Source organism: Rhodoglobus sp., from assembly GCF_053580035.1.
Genome location: NZ_JBMDVL010000001.1, coordinates 342,032 through 360,034, shown reverse-complemented (window position 1 = coordinate 360,034; position 18,003 = coordinate 342,032). Strand labels below are relative to the sequence as shown.

14 protein-coding genes are annotated in these 18,003 nt (G+C 57.9%); 7 read left to right on the top strand and 7 right to left on the bottom strand.

Annotation, left to right across the window (positions count from 1 at the left end; genetic code table 11):
- Positions 1 to 14: 14 nt before the first annotated feature.
- Positions 15 to 2,474 carry a DNA gyrase/topoisomerase IV subunit A gene (locus tag ACOH1Z_RS01765; protein ID WP_449646778.1) on the bottom strand — a complete coding sequence of 820 codons (2,460 nt, stop codon included), beginning with the start codon at positions 2,472 to 2,474 and terminating at the stop codon, positions 15 to 17.
- A 12-nt stretch (positions 2,475 to 2,486) separates the two neighbouring features.
- Between ACOH1Z_RS01765 and ACOH1Z_RS01760 the strand changes: the two genes are divergently transcribed.
- On the top strand, positions 2,487 to 3,626 hold the full coding sequence (locus ACOH1Z_RS01760; RefSeq protein ID WP_449646777.1) for an alkaline phosphatase family protein: 1,140 nt from the start codon (positions 2,487 to 2,489) through the stop codon (positions 3,624 to 3,626).
- 23 nt (positions 3,627 to 3,649) lie between these two features.
- Here the strand turns inward: ACOH1Z_RS01760 and sepH are convergent, their stop codons facing one another.
- Positions 3,650 to 4,660 carry a septation protein SepH gene (sepH, locus tag ACOH1Z_RS01755; RefSeq protein WP_449646776.1) on the bottom strand — a complete coding sequence of 337 codons (1,011 nt, stop codon included), beginning with the start codon at positions 4,658 to 4,660 and terminating at the stop codon, positions 3,650 to 3,652.
- Positions 4,661 to 4,860: 200 nt separating this feature from the next.
- On the opposite strand from sepH, the gene ACOH1Z_RS01750 reads away from it, so the two are divergent.
- On the top strand, positions 4,861 to 5,154 hold the full coding sequence (locus ACOH1Z_RS01750; protein WP_100389298.1) for a DUF4193 domain-containing protein: 294 nt from the start codon (positions 4,861 to 4,863) through the stop codon (positions 5,152 to 5,154).
- Here the strand turns inward: ACOH1Z_RS01750 and ACOH1Z_RS01745 are convergent.
- A complete protein-coding gene (locus ACOH1Z_RS01745) occupies positions 5,129 to 5,584 on the bottom strand; it encodes a DUF3093 domain-containing protein (protein WP_449646775.1) in 456 nt (151 codons plus the stop codon). The two genes, ACOH1Z_RS01750 and ACOH1Z_RS01745, sit on opposite strands and share 26 nt — an antisense overlap.
- Positions 5,585 to 5,653: 69 nt before the next feature.
- Here ACOH1Z_RS01745 and dut point away from each other — a divergent pair, with 69 nt between their 5' ends.
- The 5 genes from dut (at position 5,654) to dxs (ending at position 12,553) form a co-directional block, all read left to right on the top strand.
- Positions 5,654 to 6,118, top strand: coding sequence for a dUTP diphosphatase (gene dut, locus ACOH1Z_RS01740; RefSeq protein WP_449646774.1), 465 nt, complete (start codon positions 5,654 to 5,656; stop codon positions 6,116 to 6,118).
- Complete coding sequence (locus ACOH1Z_RS01735) at positions 6,115 to 6,726, top strand: DUF3710 domain-containing protein (protein ID WP_449646773.1); 612 nt, start codon at positions 6,115 to 6,117, stop codon at positions 6,724 to 6,726. The genes dut and ACOH1Z_RS01735 overlap by 4 nt, the downstream gene beginning before the upstream one ends.
- The gene (locus tag ACOH1Z_RS01730; protein ID WP_449646772.1) at positions 6,723 to 7,466 is read left to right on the top strand and encodes a DUF3159 domain-containing protein; all 744 of its coding nucleotides are present in this window, start codon (positions 6,723 to 6,725) and stop codon (positions 7,464 to 7,466) included. The genes ACOH1Z_RS01735 and ACOH1Z_RS01730 overlap by 4 nt, the downstream gene beginning before the upstream one ends.
- A gap of 181 nt (positions 7,467 to 7,647) precedes the next feature.
- A complete protein-coding gene (gene acnA, locus ACOH1Z_RS01725) occupies positions 7,648 to 10,464 on the top strand; it encodes an aconitate hydratase AcnA (RefSeq protein WP_449646771.1) in 2,817 nt (938 codons plus the stop codon).
- A gap of 142 nt (positions 10,465 to 10,606) precedes the next feature.
- Positions 10,607 to 12,553: a 1-deoxy-D-xylulose-5-phosphate synthase gene (gene dxs, locus ACOH1Z_RS01720; protein ID WP_449646770.1), complete on the top strand. Its 1,947-nt coding sequence runs from the start codon at positions 10,607 to 10,609 to the stop codon at positions 12,551 to 12,553.
- A 159-nt stretch (positions 12,554 to 12,712) separates the two neighbouring features.
- On the opposite strand, the gene ACOH1Z_RS01715 is transcribed toward dxs, so the two are convergent.
- From ACOH1Z_RS01715 to ACOH1Z_RS01700, 4 genes are all read right to left on the bottom strand, one after another.
- Positions 12,713 to 14,836, bottom strand: coding sequence for a 3-hydroxyacyl-CoA dehydrogenase NAD-binding domain-containing protein (locus tag ACOH1Z_RS01715; RefSeq protein WP_449646769.1), 2,124 nt, complete (start codon positions 14,834 to 14,836; stop codon positions 12,713 to 12,715).
- A gap of 2 nt (positions 14,837 to 14,838) precedes the next feature.
- The gene (locus ACOH1Z_RS01710; RefSeq protein WP_449646768.1) at positions 14,839 to 16,035 is read right to left on the bottom strand and encodes a thiolase family protein; all 1,197 of its coding nucleotides are present in this window, start codon (positions 16,033 to 16,035) and stop codon (positions 14,839 to 14,841) included.
- 77 nt (positions 16,036 to 16,112) lie between these two features.
- Positions 16,113 to 17,369 (bottom strand): HRDC domain-containing protein, encoded by a 1,257-nt coding sequence (locus tag ACOH1Z_RS01705; RefSeq protein WP_449646767.1) that lies wholly within the window; start codon positions 17,367 to 17,369, stop codon positions 16,113 to 16,115.
- The gene (locus tag ACOH1Z_RS01700) at positions 17,362 to 17,958 is read right to left on the bottom strand and encodes a DUF3000 domain-containing protein (protein WP_449646766.1); all 597 of its coding nucleotides are present in this window, start codon (positions 17,956 to 17,958) and stop codon (positions 17,362 to 17,364) included. Before ACOH1Z_RS01700 ends, ACOH1Z_RS01705 begins: the two co-directional genes overlap by 8 nt.
- Positions 17,959 to 18,003: the final 45 nt, after the last annotated feature.

Below are 18,003 nucleotides of genomic sequence, written 5' to 3'. Positions count from 1 at the left end.
AGCCGACTGCCCAGCTAGGGAGTCGTTCCAATCGAGCCAATTACGCCGTCAAGAGGTGCCCCTGAGGCATCGCGTTTCACTAGCTCTGTTGGGAGGTGACGTACGACCCCATCGGGCGCTACGGCGGTTGCAGGAGCCGCTCCGACCCATCCAAGGGTGAGCACGTCTTCGCCCTTGAGGAGTGAGTGTGCGCGCACCCCGCCTGTTCCTCGTCCTTTGGCCGGGAACTGGTCGAATTCGCTTACCTTAGCGCGGCCAGGGTCGGTGCCGGCAATCGTTGCGCTCGAACCGGAAACGGTCACGGCTACAGGGGTGGTGCTTGGGTCGATGGAATCGAAGAAGATCACGGCGGCGCTGGACTCCACGCGGATTCCGGCCATTCCTCCAGCCGTGAGTCCTTGGGGGCGCACTGATGACGCCGCAAAGTGAAGCAATTGTGCATTTGAGGTGATGAATGTGAGTTCATCACCGTCTTTGCTGTGTCCCGCTCCGACCAGTTCGTCGCCATCTTTCAGAGCGATGATCTCGAAGTCAGGTTTCGATGGCCACGCGCCGGGGGTGACCCGCTTTACCGTGCCGAGTCGAGTTCCCAACGCGATCGGCTGATCGCTCTCGAGCGAGACGAGAGCCAATACTTTCTCTTTGCCGTCGATTGCTAAGTATTCGTTGATCTTGGATCCGGCTCCCAGCTGCACCGAGTTTGAGGGAACGTTCGGCAGTTCCATCGCCGTGAATCGAATGAGGCGGCCACGGCTTGTGATTGCGCCGACTTCGGTGCGGCTTGTTGTTGTAACGCGCGAGCGAATCGCATCATGCTGTGATCGACGGGGAGTGGCAAGGACGGTTTCACCCTCGGGTATACCAACGCGGATGACGCGGCCCGTTGTTGACAGCAGAATGACGCACGGCTCGTCCGCTATTTCGAGCACCGGCAAGTTCTTGCGGGCGGCGGAGCGTGAGGTTGTTGCGATCGATGCGGGAGCTTCGGTGAGTAGCGTGCGTCGCGGTGTACCAAATTTCTCAGCGACTTCTTCGAGTTCGTCTGAGACGAGTGCGCGAATCAGTTTTTCGTCTGCCAGTAGGGCTTCAAGGCGCGCAATCTCGGCACGCAACTTGTCGGCCTCTGCCTCGAGTTCGATCCGGCTGAACTTCGTGAGTCGTCGCAAGCGCAGCTCAAGAATGTATTCAGCCTGCAGTTCGCTCAGATCGAAGACATCGCGCAGGCGCGTTCGCGCTTGATCGCTGTCATCACTCTGGCGAATGACTTGAATCACTTCATCGATGTCGACGATCGCGACGAGCAGTCCCTCGACCAGGTGCAAGCGCTCACGGTGCTTGGTTAGACGAAAATTGCTGCGCCGCGTAACCACTTGGAGGCGGTGCTTGAGAAAAACTTCAAGCAGCGCTTTGAGGCCCAAAGTTTGTGGGCGACCGTCAACGAGGGTGACGGCGTTGATGCTGAAGTTGTCTTCTAGGGGAGTGAGGCGATAGAGCTGTTCGAGGACAGCATCCGGGCTGAAGCCCGTTTTGATTCCGATGACAAGGCGAAGACCATGATTTCGGTCAGTGAGGTCGGTAACGTCAGAGATGCCGACGATCTTTTTTGCGTTGACGCCGTCTTTGATCTTTTCGATCACACGCTCGGGGCCAACGAGGTAGGGGAGTTCGGTGACGACGAGCCCCATTTTGCGGGCTGTGATGGATTCGACAGAAACTTTCGCTCGTGTCTTGAACGCTCCTCGGCCGTTCGCGTACGCATCCTTTACACCGGCGAGTCCGATGATTTTTCCCCCGGTCGGCAAGTCTGGACCGGGTACGAACTGCATGAGTTCTTCGAGCGAAGCGTCGGGATTTGACAGCAGGTGGCGTGCGGCTCCCACGACCTCGATGAGGTTGTGCGGTGCCATGTTCGTTGCCATGCCGACAGCGATTCCGCTGGCGCCGTTGACGAGCAGATTGGGGAATGCCGCAGGCAAAACTTCTGGCTGAGTTGTGGAGTTGTCGTAGTTCGGCACGAAGTCGACGACGTCTTCGTCGAGGTTGTCGGTCATTGCGATCGCGGAGGCCTGCAAGCGTGCCTCGGTGTAACGCGGGGCAGCGGGACCATCATCGAGCGAGCCAAAGTTACCGTGGCCGTCAATGAGCGGAACGCGAAGAATAAAGCTTTGGGTCAGTCGAACCATCGCGTCGTAGATTGACGCGTCACCGTGAGGGTGGAGTTTTCCCATGACGTCGCCAACGACGCGGGAGGACTTGACGTGACCCTTTTCGGGGCGCAGCCCCATCTCGCTCATCTGGTACAAAATGCGGCGTTGTACGGGCTTGAGGCCGTCGCGGGCATCGGGAAGAGCGCGCGAATAAATCACGGAGTACGCGTACTCCAAGAACGACCCCTGCATTTCAGTGGTTACATCGATATCTTCGATGCGTTCGCCGGCAGGGGAGTCTGGGGTGGGTTTTGTGGGAGTAGCCATAGGATTGCCCTAATGTTACCGGCGCTTAACCCAGACTCAGCGAACCTCACCGATGTGTTGTCAAGTTCACTCCAGGCAATCGAAGGTGAGGCTAATCGCTTAAGCTTGCCATCCGTCCGGCACGCGGTAGTTGTGCTCGTCGATGGCCTTGGCGCTCAGAGCTTGAAGGCCCGCGCCGGCCACGCGCGCACTCTCAGTTCTGCGTTCTCAAAAACTTCGGTGATTCAATCAGGATTTCCCACCACAACGGCAGCAGCGCTAGCGAGCCTGACGACTGGCGCTCGAGCTGGCCAGCATGGGTTGGTCGGCTATAGCGCTCTCGATACCGTCAATGATCGGGTGGTCAATCAGCTTTCTGGTTGGGATGCTCGGCTCGACCCTGCCGTATGGCAGCGTGTTCCGACTCTCTTCGAACGCGCTAGCGAGCGCGGACACACGGCAGTGGCGGTTGGGGCGGCTCGCTATCGCGACTCTGGGTTCACTCGAGCCGTACTGCGTGGAGCGAAATACGTCGCGGCAGGTTCTTTAGCTGACCGATTGCGCGCGGCCGTGGCAGTTGCCGGCTCGAGTGATGCGGCATCCCTCACCTACGTTTATGCACCAGAACTTGACATGGCCGGTCACGCTAACGGTTGGCAGTCACCGCAATGGACTCACGCGCTGGAAGCTCTCGATGGGGCTCTCGCCGGTGTTGTTGGGCAGCTTGCTGATGATCAGGGAATGCTCGTTACCGCCGATCACGGCATGGTGGATGTTCCTGCCCACGCTCATGTGCTCTTCGACACTTCGCCAGAGCTCCTTGCTGGCGTGCGTCACGTTGCCGGAGAACCTCGCTGTTTGCAGCTTCATTATGAACCGTCATTGACGACGGATGAACGCACCGAGGTCTTCGATCGTTGGTACGCGGCTGAGAGTCATCGTTCGTGGGTCGTTAGCCGTGACGACGCAATAGCTGCTGGCTGGTTCGGCGATGTCGCCCCTGCAGTCGCACCGCGTATTGGCGACATCATCGTTGCGGCACGCAAGGCAATCGCGTACTACGACTCACGAATTCCGAATGATCACGGTCGACTCATGGTTGGTCAGCATGGATCGTGGACAGACGATGAGCTGCGCGTTCCGCTCGTGCGTTTCGGCGCGTTTGCCCATTAGCGGGTTGCGCTGGATCTAGCGGTTTAGGCAGGGTCGTCGTCTGGCTTCGTACCGAAGACGATGTCATCCCAGCTGGGCATTGCTACACGTCGCCTGCGCGACTTAGTGGTCGGTTGGGGCGCAGTTGCCTGAGGCGGGGCAGGAGCATCATGACGCTGTTCAACAACCGGTGGATCGAGAAGGCGCATTGATGCTTCGGGGGCTGCCGCGGGCGAGTCATCCTCGTCAGAAGCATCGAAGCTCGCAGGCTCTCGCTCACCGCGGCGTCTGCGCAGCGCATCAAGAAGATCAGCCGTTTGATTACCAACCCCAGCTTCGGCGGTGCGATCACGCATGACTGGGAGTTCAGCTGGCCGAACGGGCGTTGGTTCGTCATCGAGACCGTTCATGTCAAACGCCCCGCTGTCGAAGCGAGCGGCATCCGCTGCACTGTCTACGGGCGCAACGGCACGGAGTCGAGGGATAAGGGCGCCAGTGGACTCTCCTTGCTGCGACAAGGTCTTAGCTTCGTTGTTGAGGGGAGCTAGTGATTGACGTTTCGGATCAAATTGCCAGCGAGCGTCGTGGTCAATCTCGCTCGCGGTAAAAGCTAGTTTGACGATCCACCCGGTTTCGGGATCTTTCCAGCTTGCCCAACGCTCATCTGTGGCACGGAGCTCGAGGAGGCGATCGCGAATAGCGGATCCGAAAGTGCGCGAGGAGGTGAGAGTGTCAGTCTCGCCAGCAACGTGCACGGGAATTCCCAGCGCGGATTCAATGACAAACTCACGCTCGGCCATGACTGGACCTTCGAAACGAAGAATGTATTCCAAATCGGCACCGGTGACACTCGCGACGTCTTGCGCAGACATTCCGGCACGGATGTGCGCCTGGATTTCACGGGGCGCAATTTTGGGGCTAGCGCTGGCTTGACCGCGACTCTGGCGGAGGCGTGACTGCAGCACGCTATCTACCGCGAGGCGGTACTGCGTTCCATCAGTGCCTGAAACGATCAGTGCACCGTCTTGTACTTCGACTACCCGAAGGTCTTCCATAGTGAACTTCTCCAGCCCTGACGATTCTGTTTCAGGATCGCATGAAGTTGCCCGAAAACGTGGGAATAACACGCCTCGGATAACAGTTGTCTCAGGCGCTGCACAGTGATGCAGATTCGGCGGTTTGCATTTCGGCTCGCTTTCATGGAGACTGTGCCCGCCGATTCCGGTGATTCAACGTAAAACAGAAGTGGATGGGCATGGCCACCGACTACGACGCACCTCGTAAGACTGACGACGACTCCGAGTCGATCGAAGCTCTTAAAGAGCGTGTTCCTGACAAGATGTCGGGCTCGGTTGACGTCGACGATTCAGATAACCCTGCGAACTTTGAACTCGCTGGGGCAGACCTTTCTGATCTCGACCTCGACGTGGTTGTTCTGCCTCCTCAGGCCGACGAATTCACTTGCGTGAGCTGCTTCCTTGTGAAGCACCGCTCGCAGGTAGACCACACCACCAAGCTCGGCGCTATCTGCTTGGAGTGCGCAGCCTAGACTGCGCAATTGCTTCAGCAAGCAACTCGGGAGTGCGACTCGACAACAACCAATATGGTGTCGGGTCGCCCTCATCGTTGACTTCGAGTTTCGCTACGGGAGAAACCCAGCCCCGAATCATTAGCCACGCACGAGCGTCGAGTCGCTGACCTCGTTCGAGAGTCGCCTCAGCCCCGTGGAATGTCGTTACCGCGCCAATGATTGAAATCGGCAGCCGTGCTTTTCCGGCCCGAAGTTCAGTCTCATCAACTTCAATCGTTGGTGCCGATGCCACGAGAAATAAGACGATTCCCCCATACAACACCGCTGCGGTGATGTAGCCGGCAAGAATGTTGATGGGCATAAAGACCAAGATGCTTGCGGGAATGATGAGTGCGGTGCTGACATATAGCCAAGCAGTTGGCCACAAACGTTCGCGATAGATAGTCACTCATCCATTACACACTGCTTTTCTTGATGGCGTTTCGGGCTGGCTGGCGTTCTGCACTAGCCTCGACTCGTGATTGACAACGTAGAGGTGCTCATCTCCGGTGGGCAAACTCCCACCTATGCACATCCCGGTGATGCCGGAGCTGACCTGTATTCGGCAGGAAGCTACTCCCTACCTCCCGGCCACCGCGACACCGTCGCTACCGGAGTTTCGCTCGCGCTTCCCGATGGATACGTTGCTTTTGTTGTGCCACGAAGTGGTTTGGCGGCACGCAGCGGAATCACTATTGTGAACAGCCCGGGCACCGTAGATGCCGGATATCGTGGAGAAATTCGCGTTACCTTGCTTAATACGGATACAGCATCCACATTCGAGATCGAGCCGGGGGATAGAATCGCGCAATTGATCGTTATGCCGGTGTCCCGTGCTCGCTTCATCCCGGTATCGACACTTCCCGGCAGTCATCGCGGTGAGTCGGGCTTTGGCTCGACCGGATTCCGTGCAGATTCAACCCAACAAGGAGCCACTTCGTGAGCGACAACACCGAATCTCTTGAACCTCAAGACCAGCCAAAATCAGCGCCAGAGAATCGTGCAAGCGAGGGTCCGCTTGACGAGAGCGAAGCCAATGCAGTGCGACCCTATGTCGACCTCGGTGGCGTGAAAATTCTGCCTCGCCAAGAACTGCACTTGCGCCTTGAAGTTGAGGAAGCCAGCAAGCGTGTTGTTGCGGTCGGACTGGACTATTCGGGTTCTACACTTCAAATTCAGCCGTTCGCTGCTCCGCGATCAAGCGGGCTGTGGCACGAAATTCGCCAGCAGATTATTGATCAGGTGCACACCCAGGGTGGGACGACGAAGGTTTCGGAAGGCCCATTTGGGCCTGAAGTGTTTGCAGAGATTCCGGTTGCCGGGGCACAGTCTGGTGAGAAGCGAATCGCTCGCTTTGTTGGCGTTGACGGTCCGCGTTGGTTCCTGCGTGGCGTGATCGCTGGTGAGGCTCTCACTAATGCGGATGCCGCGACAAAGATCGAAGACCTGTTCCGTTCCATCGTCGTCGTTCGGGGCAATACGCCAATGCCGCCGCGGGACCTGATTCCGCTGCACATGCCAGCAACGGGAGAGAAGGAAGCTCAGGCGTGAGTTCTTCCGACCTGCCGTCTGGAGCGCCGGAGGATCCTTCCTCGGCGGACCCTTCGTCGGCCGAACCGTCGGTGCGTGACGCTCTCGCGGCTGCCGCACGCCGATCCGCGGTTGGGCATGTGGCTCCTGGCGAGACGCCTACGGGTGGCGCATTGCTCGCCGCCATGGGGGGAATTCGAGGACTCGTCGAGTCGATTCTTCCCGGGCTGAGTTTTCTGGTTATTTTCACTCTCACTCAACAGTTGGTCATCTCGGTTGCTGCCCCGGTGATCGTGGCTTTGGGGTTCGTTGCGGTTCGCTTGATCACGCGCACTCCTGTGTCGTCAGCCCTTGTCGGCGTTGTCGGAGTAGCGCTGTCAGCGGGACTGGCGCTTATTACCGGGCGAGCCGAAGACAATTTCGTCCTCGGCTTCATCATTAACGTGGTCTTCCTTGTCGCCATCATCGTCAGCATCATCGTTCGTCGACCTCTCGTCGGATTGATTGCGATGCTCTTGGTTCCTTCTGCTGCTGACTGGCGTGAGGACAAAGCGAAGTTTCGCGTTGCGTCCATCGCTACCGTCATGTGGGCGGGATTATTCGCACTTCGACTCGGCGTCGAGTTGCCGCTCTATTTCGCCGAAGAGACTCAGGCTTTGGCCACGATGAAGCTTCTCTTGGGCGTACCGCTGTATGCGGGAGTGTTGTGGGTTACATGGTTGCTCATGCGCACGGCCTACGGACGAACGGCATCCGACTAGTTCGTGTTTTTCGTCGTGGCGATCTCGCCCGAGGTTCGCGATGGTGTATATTTATCTCGACGTCAAGATACTTTTGGCCGCAATCGTAGTCTTGTTGCTGCGATTCAGCCTTAGGCTTGCCTTGCTGGATGCAGCGCACGCTCCGCGCAAGGATTGATGAACCGTAGCAAGGGAGATGACAGTGTCGACAGTCAATAGTTTTGGGTCGAAAGACACACTCACAGTCGGGTCAACCGACTACGAAGTGTTTCGCATCGACAAAGTAGCGGGATACGAAAAGCTTCCCTTTAGCCTGAAGGTTCTGCTCGAGAACCTGTTGCGCACGGAAGACGGAAAGAACGTCACCGAAGCGCACATTACGTCGCTGAGCTCCTGGGTTCCCAGTGCAGAGCCCGACACCGAGATTCAGTTCACTCCAGCACGCGTCGTCATGCAGGACTTCACTGGAGTTCCCTGCATCGTTGACCTCGCTACGATGCGCGAAGCTGTCGCCGAGCTCGGTGGAGACCCCACCAAGATCAATCCGCTCGCGCCAGCAGAGCTCGTCATTGACCACTCCGTGATTGCGGACCTGTTCGGTTCTGAGAACGCGCTGGAGCGCAACGTTGAACTTGAGTACGAGCGCAACGGTGAGCGTTACCAGTTCCTTCGGTGGGGACAAACGGCTTTCGACGACTTCAAGGTAGTTCCTCCCGGAACGGGAATCGTTCACCAGGTGAACATTGAGCACCTCGCTCGAGTCACCTACACGCGCGAGGTGGACGGCAAGACGCGCGCCTTCCCCGACACTCTTGTCGGAACCGACTCGCACACCACAATGGTCAATGGCCTCGGTGTTCTCGGATGGGGAGTCGGCGGAATCGAAGCCGAAGCAGCGATGCTCGGCCAGCCGGTTTCCATGCTCATCCCCAAGGTTGTTGGATTCAAGCTCAAGGGTTCGATCCCGGCCGGCGTCACCGCAACTGACGTTGTTCTCACGATCACGCAGATGCTGCGCCAGCACGGCGTCGTCGGCAAGTTCGTCGAGTTCTATGGTGAGGGCGTTGGCGCAGTTCCGCTCGCGAACCGCGCAACTATCGGAAACATGAGCCCTGAGTTCGGTTCGACCGCCGCGATGTTCCCCATCGATGACGTGACTCTTGACTACCTGCGTCTTACCGGTCGCAGCGAAGAGCAGGTTGACCTTGTGGAGGCGTACTCGAAGCTGCAGTCGCTGTGGCACGACCCCAGCGTTGAGCCAAACTACAGCGAGTATCTCGAACTTGACCTCGCTACCGTTGTGCCTTCGATCGCCGGGCCGAAGCGTCCTCAGGACCGTGTCGAGCTCACGAATGCGAAGAACCAGTTCGAAATCGACCTCAACAACTACGCGTCGAGAGATCACTCCAAGGTTGATGCCGCGGTTGAGGGTACGTTCCCGGCATCCGACCCGATTGGTCTCACGCCGCAGGATGAGGACTCGGCTCACGAGCGCTCGCACACTCACGCTAGCCATGCGCCGTACACTGCTTCCTCGCCCACTTCCGTGAGTGTTGATGGGGGAGACCCGTTCACCCTTGATCACGGTGCTGTCGCAATCGCGGCTATCACCTCGTGCACGAACACCTCGAACCCATCGGTCATGCTTGCTGCCGGCCTTCTGGCTCGGAATGCTGCCGCCAAGGGCTTGAAGTCGAAGCCGTGGGTCAAAACCACTCTTGCACCAGGCTCCAAAGTAGTCACTGACTACTACGCAAAGTCTGGACTTGACGTTTCTCTCGAGGCTTTGGGTTTCTACACCGTCGGCTATGGCTGCACAACGTGTATCGGAAACTCGGGACCGCTGGAAGATGAAATCTCTGCCGCGATCAACGAGAACGATCTCGCGGTCACTGCGGTGCTCTCTGGTAACCGCAACTTCGAGGGCCGTATCAACCCCGATGTGAAGATGAACTATCTCGCTAGCCCGCCCCTGGTCATTGCATACGCGCTTGCCGGATCGATGAACTTCGACTTCGACAGCGATGCTCTCGGTCAAGATCAGGATGGCAATGATGTCTTCTTGAAGGACATTTGGCCCGATGCATCTGAAGTTCAGGCCACGATCGACTCGTCGATCGACCGAGACATGTTCATCCACGAATACGCGGGTGTCTTCGACGGCGACGAGCGTTGGCAGAACTTGCCAACGCCAACCGGATCCACTTTCGAGTGGGATGACGAGTCGACCTACGTTCGCAAGCCTCCGTACTTCGAAGGCATGACGATGGAGATCACTCCGGTCAGCTCGATCACGGGTGCACGTGTCCTCGCAAAGCTTGGCGACTCGGTCACCACCGACCACATCAGCCCCGCTGGTTCGATCAAGGGCGACAGCCCGGCCGGACAATACCTGGCTGAGCACGGCATTGATCGCAAGGACTTCAACTCCTACGGATCGCGTCGCGGAAACCACGAGGTAATGATTCGTGGAACGTTCGCGAACATCCGCCTCAAGAACCAGCTTCTCGATGGCGTCGAGGGTGGCTACACCCGTGACTTCACCACGCCGGATGCTGCGCAGTCGTTCATCTACGATGCGGCTCAAAACTATGCAGCCCAGGACACTCCGCTCGTCGTTCTTGGTGGCAAGGAATACGGCTCTGGTTCCTCACGCGACTGGGCGGCTAAGGGCACGAGCTTGCTCGGCGTCAAGGCTGTCATCTGCGAGAGCTTCGAGCGCATTCACCGCTCGAACCTCATCGGAATGGGTGTTCTTCCGCTCCAGTTCCCTGAGGGACAATCCTGGGAATCGTTGGGTCTTGACGGCACTGAGAGCATCAGCATCTCGGGAGTCGAAGAGCTCAATGACGACCGCATTCCGGGCACCCTGCACGTTGTAGCGGAGCCGACTGCGCACTCTCCAGAGGGCAAGACGACGGTGGAGTTCGACGCGAAACTGCGCATCGATACTCCTGGTGAGGCTGACTACTACCGAAATGGCGGCATTCTTCAGTACGTTTTGCGTTCGCTGGTCTAGCTCGAACTAGCTGCTCAAGGCGCGTGGCCGAAAGTATTTACTTTCGCCACGCGCCTTCTGCGTTCCCCGGCGGAAAATCCCGGTACCGCAGAACCCCGTGCGTAATCCTTCACGGTCAGCTGAAGGAGCCTAGACTGAAGGAATGAACTTACTCGAGGGAATCAATGGTCCCCGAGATCTTGACGGTCTCTCTACTGCCCAGCTTGTCGAGTTAGCGCAAGAGATCCGTGAGTTTCTGATTCAGAATGTTTCGCAAACCGGTGGGCATTTGGGGCCAAATCTCGGAGTGGTCGAGCTCACAACCGCTATTCATCGTGTCTTTGATTCGCCGCGGGATTCCATTGTGTTCGATACGGGGCACCAGAGTTATGTTCACAAGATTCTGACGGGACGCAAAGACTTTACGAAGCTGCGCACTGAGGGCGGCCTAGCGGGGTATCCGCAGCGTTCAGAGTCAGAGCACGACATTGTTGAGAGTTCTCACGCCTCAAGTTCACTCTCGTGGGCCGATGGAATTTCACGAGCGTTCGAGATGACAGGGCAGAGCGATCGCCACGTTGTCGCTGTCGTTGGTGACGGCGCGCTCACAGGCGGAATGACGTGGGAAGCGCTCAATAACATCAGCGACGACAACAGTCGCAACCTCATTATCGTAGTGAACGATAACGGTCGTTCATACGCGCCGACCATCGGCGGAATGGCTCATTTCCTCAACAGCGTACGGACTCGTCGTTCGTACCGCTCCCTGTACAGCTCAAGCCAGCGCTTCTTCGGCGCTTTTGGCGGTCCAGGCCGTGCCCTATATCGCGGTATTCGCGGGGGGACGCACGGCTTCCTCTCTCGTTTCAGCAACAACGAGGCTCTGTATTCGAATCTTGACATCAAGTATCTTGGCCCGGTTCATGGCCACGATATTGCGGCCCTCACTGAAGTTCTCGAACAGGCCAAGTCATACGGTGCGCCGGTCATTGTTCACGCGATCACCGAGAAGGGCCGTGGCTACGAGCCAGCACTGCTCGACGTTGCGGATCAATTTCATGCCGTGGGTCAGATTGATCCAGCAACAGGCGAGCCGGTTCAGTCCGGGGGAGCAGCATCGTGGACCTCGGTGTTCTCAGAAGAAATCGTCGCGCTTGCTGACGAGAACCCTCGACTCGTTGGTATCACTGCGGCGATGTTGCGGCCAACAGGGCTCCATCTATTTGCGGAAAAGTATCCAGAACGTGTTCACGATGTTGGCATCGCCGAGCAGCACGCTGTCACTTCGGCCGCTGGGCTTGCCTTTGGCGGTCTGCACCCGGTAGTGGCGCTGTACGCGACGTTTATGAACCGTGCCTTCGATCAGGTACTGATGGATGTCGCGTTGCACCGAGCTGGCGTCACGTTCGTGCTCGACCGTGCAGGGGTCACTGGTCCCGATGGTGCTAGTCACCACGGTATGTGGGACCTTGCTCTGCTCCAGGTTGTCCCGCACATCCGCATTGCGGCCCCTCGCGACGCTGAGCGCCTGCGTGAAGAGCTCGGAGAAGCCGTCGCGGTTGATGATGGTCCCACGGTCATCCGTTTCGCTAAAGGCACTGTGGGAACCTCCTACGATGCGGTTCGCCGAACGGACGACGGCGTGGATGTTCTCCGCGAGGATGAGCAACACGATGTGCTCATTGTCACCGTTGGCTCAATGGCAAAGACCGGACTCCAGGTCGCTGAGCTTCTCGCGGCGCAGGGAATCGGCGCAACCGTAATTGACCCGCGATGGGTAGTTCCCGTAGCGCAGAGCGTGATCGATTTCTCGGCTCAATACCGAATTGTGATCACGATTGAAGATGGAGTTCGTGTAGGCGGAATCGGTACCCGGATTCGTCAGGATATGCGGGCTCAGGGCGTAGATACTGCGGTGAATGAGTTGGGACTCCCTGCCGAGTTCTTGGATCACGGCAGCCGCGACTACGTTCTTGATCAGGTCGGGCTTACTCCTCAACACATCGCGCGCGACGTGGTAGCGCAAGTCCTCGGAAGCAAAATTCCTATTGCTCGACCGCTGAGTGATACCGATTCGCAGGCTGTTACGCTTCCCGCCGAACGAAGCTAGATTTCCCGGGTTATTCTCCGTGACGTCAACGAGATAGTTCTCTTCGACACTTTCTGCGTGCTCCAATGAGCCCCTCGGCTTTTAACAGCAGAAGAGGGCCGACCCAGACAGTGTCCGGGTCGGCCCTCTTCCTAGCTATGCCGCGTTAGTGCGAAACGCTTACTGCACTCCGCGAATCTGCGGATCGTGGAAAGTTCCACCAAACGCCCGCTCCGAAGCGCCAGCGCGATCGAGGTAGGGCGTGACTCCACCCATCTGGAAGGGGTAGCCGGCACCGAGGATGAGGCACAGGTCGATGTCCTCCGCCGCCGCAACCACCTTGTCTTCAAGCATCCGGTGAATCTCGTCGGCAAGACCGTCTTCGATGCGAATCTGAAGCTCCTCGGCCGTCATCGGTGAAGTGCCGCCCTTGACGATTTCTACAGCCTTCTTGGAAACGCCCTTTGCCTTGCCCTTACTGTCACGGTCAAAGATGTATCCGAGCTCGGCGAGCTTGTGCAGGTTCTCACTCTTGAAGAATCGTTCAGGGAATGCAGCGTGATGAGTGTCGAGCACGTGCGCCCCGACCTTGAGTCCAACCAGCTCGAGAAGTTCGAACGGAGTCATCGGCAGCCCGAAAGGACGGGTCGACTCCTCGACGACCTCAAACGGCGTTCCGGTGTCGACAGCGTTCATTGCCTCGCCCAAAACCTTGGCCAAGATGCGGTTCACGACGAAACCGGGCGTATCGGTTGTGATCACCGCGTTCTTGCGCAGGTTCTTAGCCGTGACCATTGCGGTCGACAACGTCTCATCGTTGGTGTGCGGTGTTTTGACGACTTCGATGAGCGGCATGACTGCGACGGGGTTGAAGAAGTGGAACCCAACAAGGCGCTCCGGATGCGACAAGTTTGCACCGATCTGTTCCACCGACAACGACGAAGTGTTTGTGGCCAGGATTGCTTCCTCGGAGATGTACTGCTCAACCTCCGCGAACACAGCCTGCTTAGCACCGAGTTCTTCGTAGATCGCTTCAATCACCCAGTCGCAATCAGCAAAGTCCGCTTTGTTCGTGGTGCCGGTAACAAGGGCTTTGAGGCGGTTAGTGTCGTCTGATGACACCCGGCCTTTGTCGTGCAGCTTGTCGATCTCCGAGTGAATCGCGACAACACCGGCATCCGTCGCTGCCTGATCGAGGTCAGTAATAACAACCGGGACCTGCAGGCGGCGGACGAAGAGCAATGCGAATTGGCGGGCCATGAGCCCTGCGCCAATCACACCCACCTTTGTTACTTTGTGGGCCAGTTCCTTGTCTGGAGCCCCAGCCGGTCGCTTGGCGCGCTTCTGAACGAGGTTGAATGCGTAGATGCTCGCCTGGAACTGATCTCCAGAGATCATGTCAGCCAGAGCCTCATCTTCAGCTTCGAACCCGGTCTTCTTGTCAGTGTTCTTGGCTGCCTTCAATAATGCGAGCGCTGCATAGGGCGACTTGGCGACGCGACCAATGCGGTTCGCGAGCATCTTCTCGGCGATTCCGATCGCAACATCCCATTTGACGGTACGTTCGATTTTTCCCGGCTCGTTCTTGCGCTTGACCTTCGTCGTGCCAGCAATGACACCGTCGGCCCAGCGAATAGAGTCTTCGAGGAAGTTCGCAGGACCAAACATGGCGTCAGCAATACCCAGCTCGAAAGCTTCTGGCCCCTTCAGCATTCGGTTGTTCTTGAGCGGATTCTCGATCACTACCTTGAGTGCATTTTCGATTCCGATCAGGTTAGGAAGCAACCAGGCGCCGCCCCAACCAGGAATCAGACCGAGGAATACCTCAGGAAGCGCCAGCGCAGGTACCGAACTGTCGATGGTGCGGTAGTCAGCGTTGAGAGGAACCTCGACGCCGCCACCGAGAGCGAGTCCATTAATGAACACGAACGAGGGAACACCCAAGTCGCTCAGCTTGCCGAGCGCCCAGTGACCAAGCTGCGCCATCTGCTTACCGGTTTCGCGGTCAGGGATTTCGCTGACCTTCGAGAGGTCGGCGCCTGCGGCAAAAATGAATGGCTTGCCGGTGACAGCCAATCCGTGGATTTCTCCAGCGGATGCCCGTTCTTTCTGCTCATCGAGTACTTTTGCAAACTCAAGAAGAGTTGCTGGGCCGAGAGTGTTCGGCCGAGTGTGGTCTTTCCCGTTGTCGAGAGTGACGAGAGCAAGCGTGCGCCCGCCGGACAACGGCACATCGCGAACGAAGGAGTGGGTGATGACCTCGTCTTGAGACAGGCCAGCGAGACGTGCAAACTGCTGGGTCATTGTTACTTAGCTCCCTTGTAGTTGGGGTTTTCCCAGATAACGGATCCACCTTGGCCAAGACCGACGCACATTGCCGTAAGCCCGTAGCGCACCTCAGGGTGCTGTTCGAACTGGGCTGCGAGCTGAATCATAAGACGGACACCCGATGACGCTAGGGGGTGGCCCATCGCGATCGCGCCGCCCCACTGGTTTACGCGGGGGTCTTCATCGTCGATGCCATAGTGATCGAGCAGTGAGAGAACCTGCACCGCAAAAGCTTCATTGAGTTCGAAGAGTCCGATGTCGTCGATCGAGAGGCTCGCCTTGCGCAGTGCTTTCTCGGTTGACGGAATGGGCCCGATGCCCATGATTTCTGGCTCGACACCGGCGTAGGCGAAGCTCACCATGCGCATTTTGGGCTTCAATCCCAACTCGCGCGCTACTTCGCCGCTCGCCATGATGCTGGCTGTTGCACCATCGTTAAGACCGGATGCGTTTCCCGCGGTGATGCGTCCGTGAGAGCGGAACGGGGTTTTGAGTGCGGCGAGTCCCTCAAGAGTTGTCTCGGGGCGGAGTCCCTCGTCGCGAGTGGCCATTCCCCATCCGGCGTCACTTCGCGTGGCGACAGGAATCAGGTCAGGCTGAATGTTGTTGGCTTCGTACGCAGCGGTTGCACGCTGCTGGCTGCGAAGTGCAAAGGCATCGGCGCGAGCCTTCGTGAGGTGAGGGAAGCGGTCGTGTAGCTTCTCAGCAGTGTTTCCCATGTTGAGCGCTTCGGGGTCGACGAGCTTCTCTGACATGAATCGGGGGTTAGGGTCAACGCCAGATCCCATCGGGTGGTGCCCCATGTGCTCCACGCCGCCAGCAATTGCCAGATCGTAGGCGCCGAATGCGATGCCTCCGGCGACATTCGTGACGGCGGTCATAGCTCCGGCGCACATGCGGTCGATGGCGTAACCAGGAACTGAAATCGGCAATCCAGCGAGAATTGCTGCGCTGCGTCCGATTGTGAGTCCCTGATCACCGGTCTGAGTTGTCGCGGCAATCGCAACTTCGTCAAAGCGTTCTTTAGGGATTTGGGGGTTACGCTCCAGCAGTCCGATCATCGCCTTGACGACGAGGTCATCCGCTCTGGTATTCCAGAACATGCCCTTCTCGCCAGCACGCCCAAATGGAGTACGGACTCCATCTACGAACACAATCTCGGTTTCCTTGGCCACAATGCCTCCACTAGATCCTTGGATGTAGGACTGATCCTAGGTGGCCAAGATTAGGGTTAGGAATCCTTTGATTGTTCCTACGACTCGGTGTCGTCGGACTCCTCAGGCGTTTGGTGGGCTTCGACAAAGGCTTGGGCGATTGACTGTGCAGAAACGTCAATTTGCCATTGGCGCGCGCCGAGGGCATGAAGTACTGCCGCAATGCTCTCGCGCATGATCTCGGTCGGTGGGGTCCAAGCGACACGTCGGAGGTAGTCAGGAGTGAGCAAATTCTCGATCGGGATCGACAATTCTTCCGAGCGCTCGGTCATCATCGCTCGTGCTGCCTTCAGCCGAAGATCGGCTGCGGGGTTCTTGTCTGACCACACTCGTGGCGGCGGAAGTGCGTCGCTAGCGACACGAGAAGCCGGAATGTCCGTCGACGCGATTCCCGCTTGAATCGCGTCCCACCAACGATCAATTTGAGTACGACTAGCACGCCCGCTGAACTCTTTCATCGCAGAGAGCTGACGCTTTGACTCGGGCAGAAAGCGCGCGGCGGCGAGAAGCGCCGAATCAGGAACAAGTCGACCGGGAGCCGTGTCTACTTCTTGAGCGTAGGCATCCCGAGCAAGCCAGAGTTCACGCGCAATGGCGAGATTTTTTCCGCCACGAAGTGAGTGAACCCCGCTGAGCCGGCGCCAAGGTTCTGCGCGAACATTGCTGAGATCCCGAACTAAGACAGAATCGAATTCCTGCTGTGCGATGTCGTGTTTGTCTGCAGAGTCGAGCAGTTCACCAAGAGCTTCGCGAAGATCTACGAGCAACTCAACATCGAGAGCGGCATAGACGAGCCACGCCTGCGGAAGCGGCCGCGTTGACCAGTCCGCCGACGAATGCTCTTTCGCTAGGTGAATGCCGAGGAGATGTTCGACGACAGTGCCGAGTCCAACACGGGGGAGCCCCGCGAGACGAGCGCCCAATTCTGTGTCAAATAGTCGAGTGGGGTGGAGACCAACTTCGCGCAAACACGTGAGGTCTTGTGTCGCTGCGTGCAGAATCCACTCTTCACCGGCGATGATGTCATTGAGCTCGGCGAAGTCGCCGATAGCTGGCGGATCAAATAAGAAGGTGCCAGCTCCGCGACGAAAGATTTGAATGAGGTACGCACGCTGCGAGTAGCGATAGCCGCTCGCACGTTCGGCATCAATTCCGATAGGACCATGGCCCGCAGCAATAGCCGCAACGGCGGCAAGGTATTCTTCCCGATCGTCTATGACGTTTACGGGATCATGAGGGGCTTGGGTTGCGTGCGACTCACCCTCAGGGGTTGCACTTTCGGTTGCGCTATTCACGTCCAACTTTACGGGCCGACAACAGGGTGACTCCTTCAATGGCTGGTGGTAGGCCAGCTAACATGCAGACCAATTCACTCCAGCCTTCCACATGCGCGGCCATGCTGAGATCTTTGGGGCTCCACGAGGCACGTAATTCGATCTGAGCACCGTCAGGCTGCGACTCAAGTTCGCCAAACCCTGTCGACAAAATTCGGGTCGCAGTTCCGGACACTTGATCGTAGGTAGCACCGCGACCGTCAAGAGCATCAACGAGCCACGACCAGGTGACCTCGCTCAGGAACGGATCAACGCCGATCTCCGGTTCTAACGGTGCCTGTGCGAAGCAAATTATGCGAAACTCGCTGTCCCAAGCGTCCGGAACTTCGGGATCGTATAAAAGAACAAAACGGCCAGTGCCAAGATCTGAGTCTTCACCGTGACGTGACGGAGTGACGTCGGCGGCCAGAGCGAATGACCATGGTGCGATCTGAGACGGAGCAGTGATTTCGGTTACTGCGAGCTCCGAGCGCAAAGATGCGCCACGAAGCGACTCGACCGCGGCAGTGAAGACTGCGGGTGGTGTTGGTCCAGCTGGTGAATCGGGCACGACTGAAGATTAGGCTTTAGAGGAACGATCGCTAGTGAGGCACGC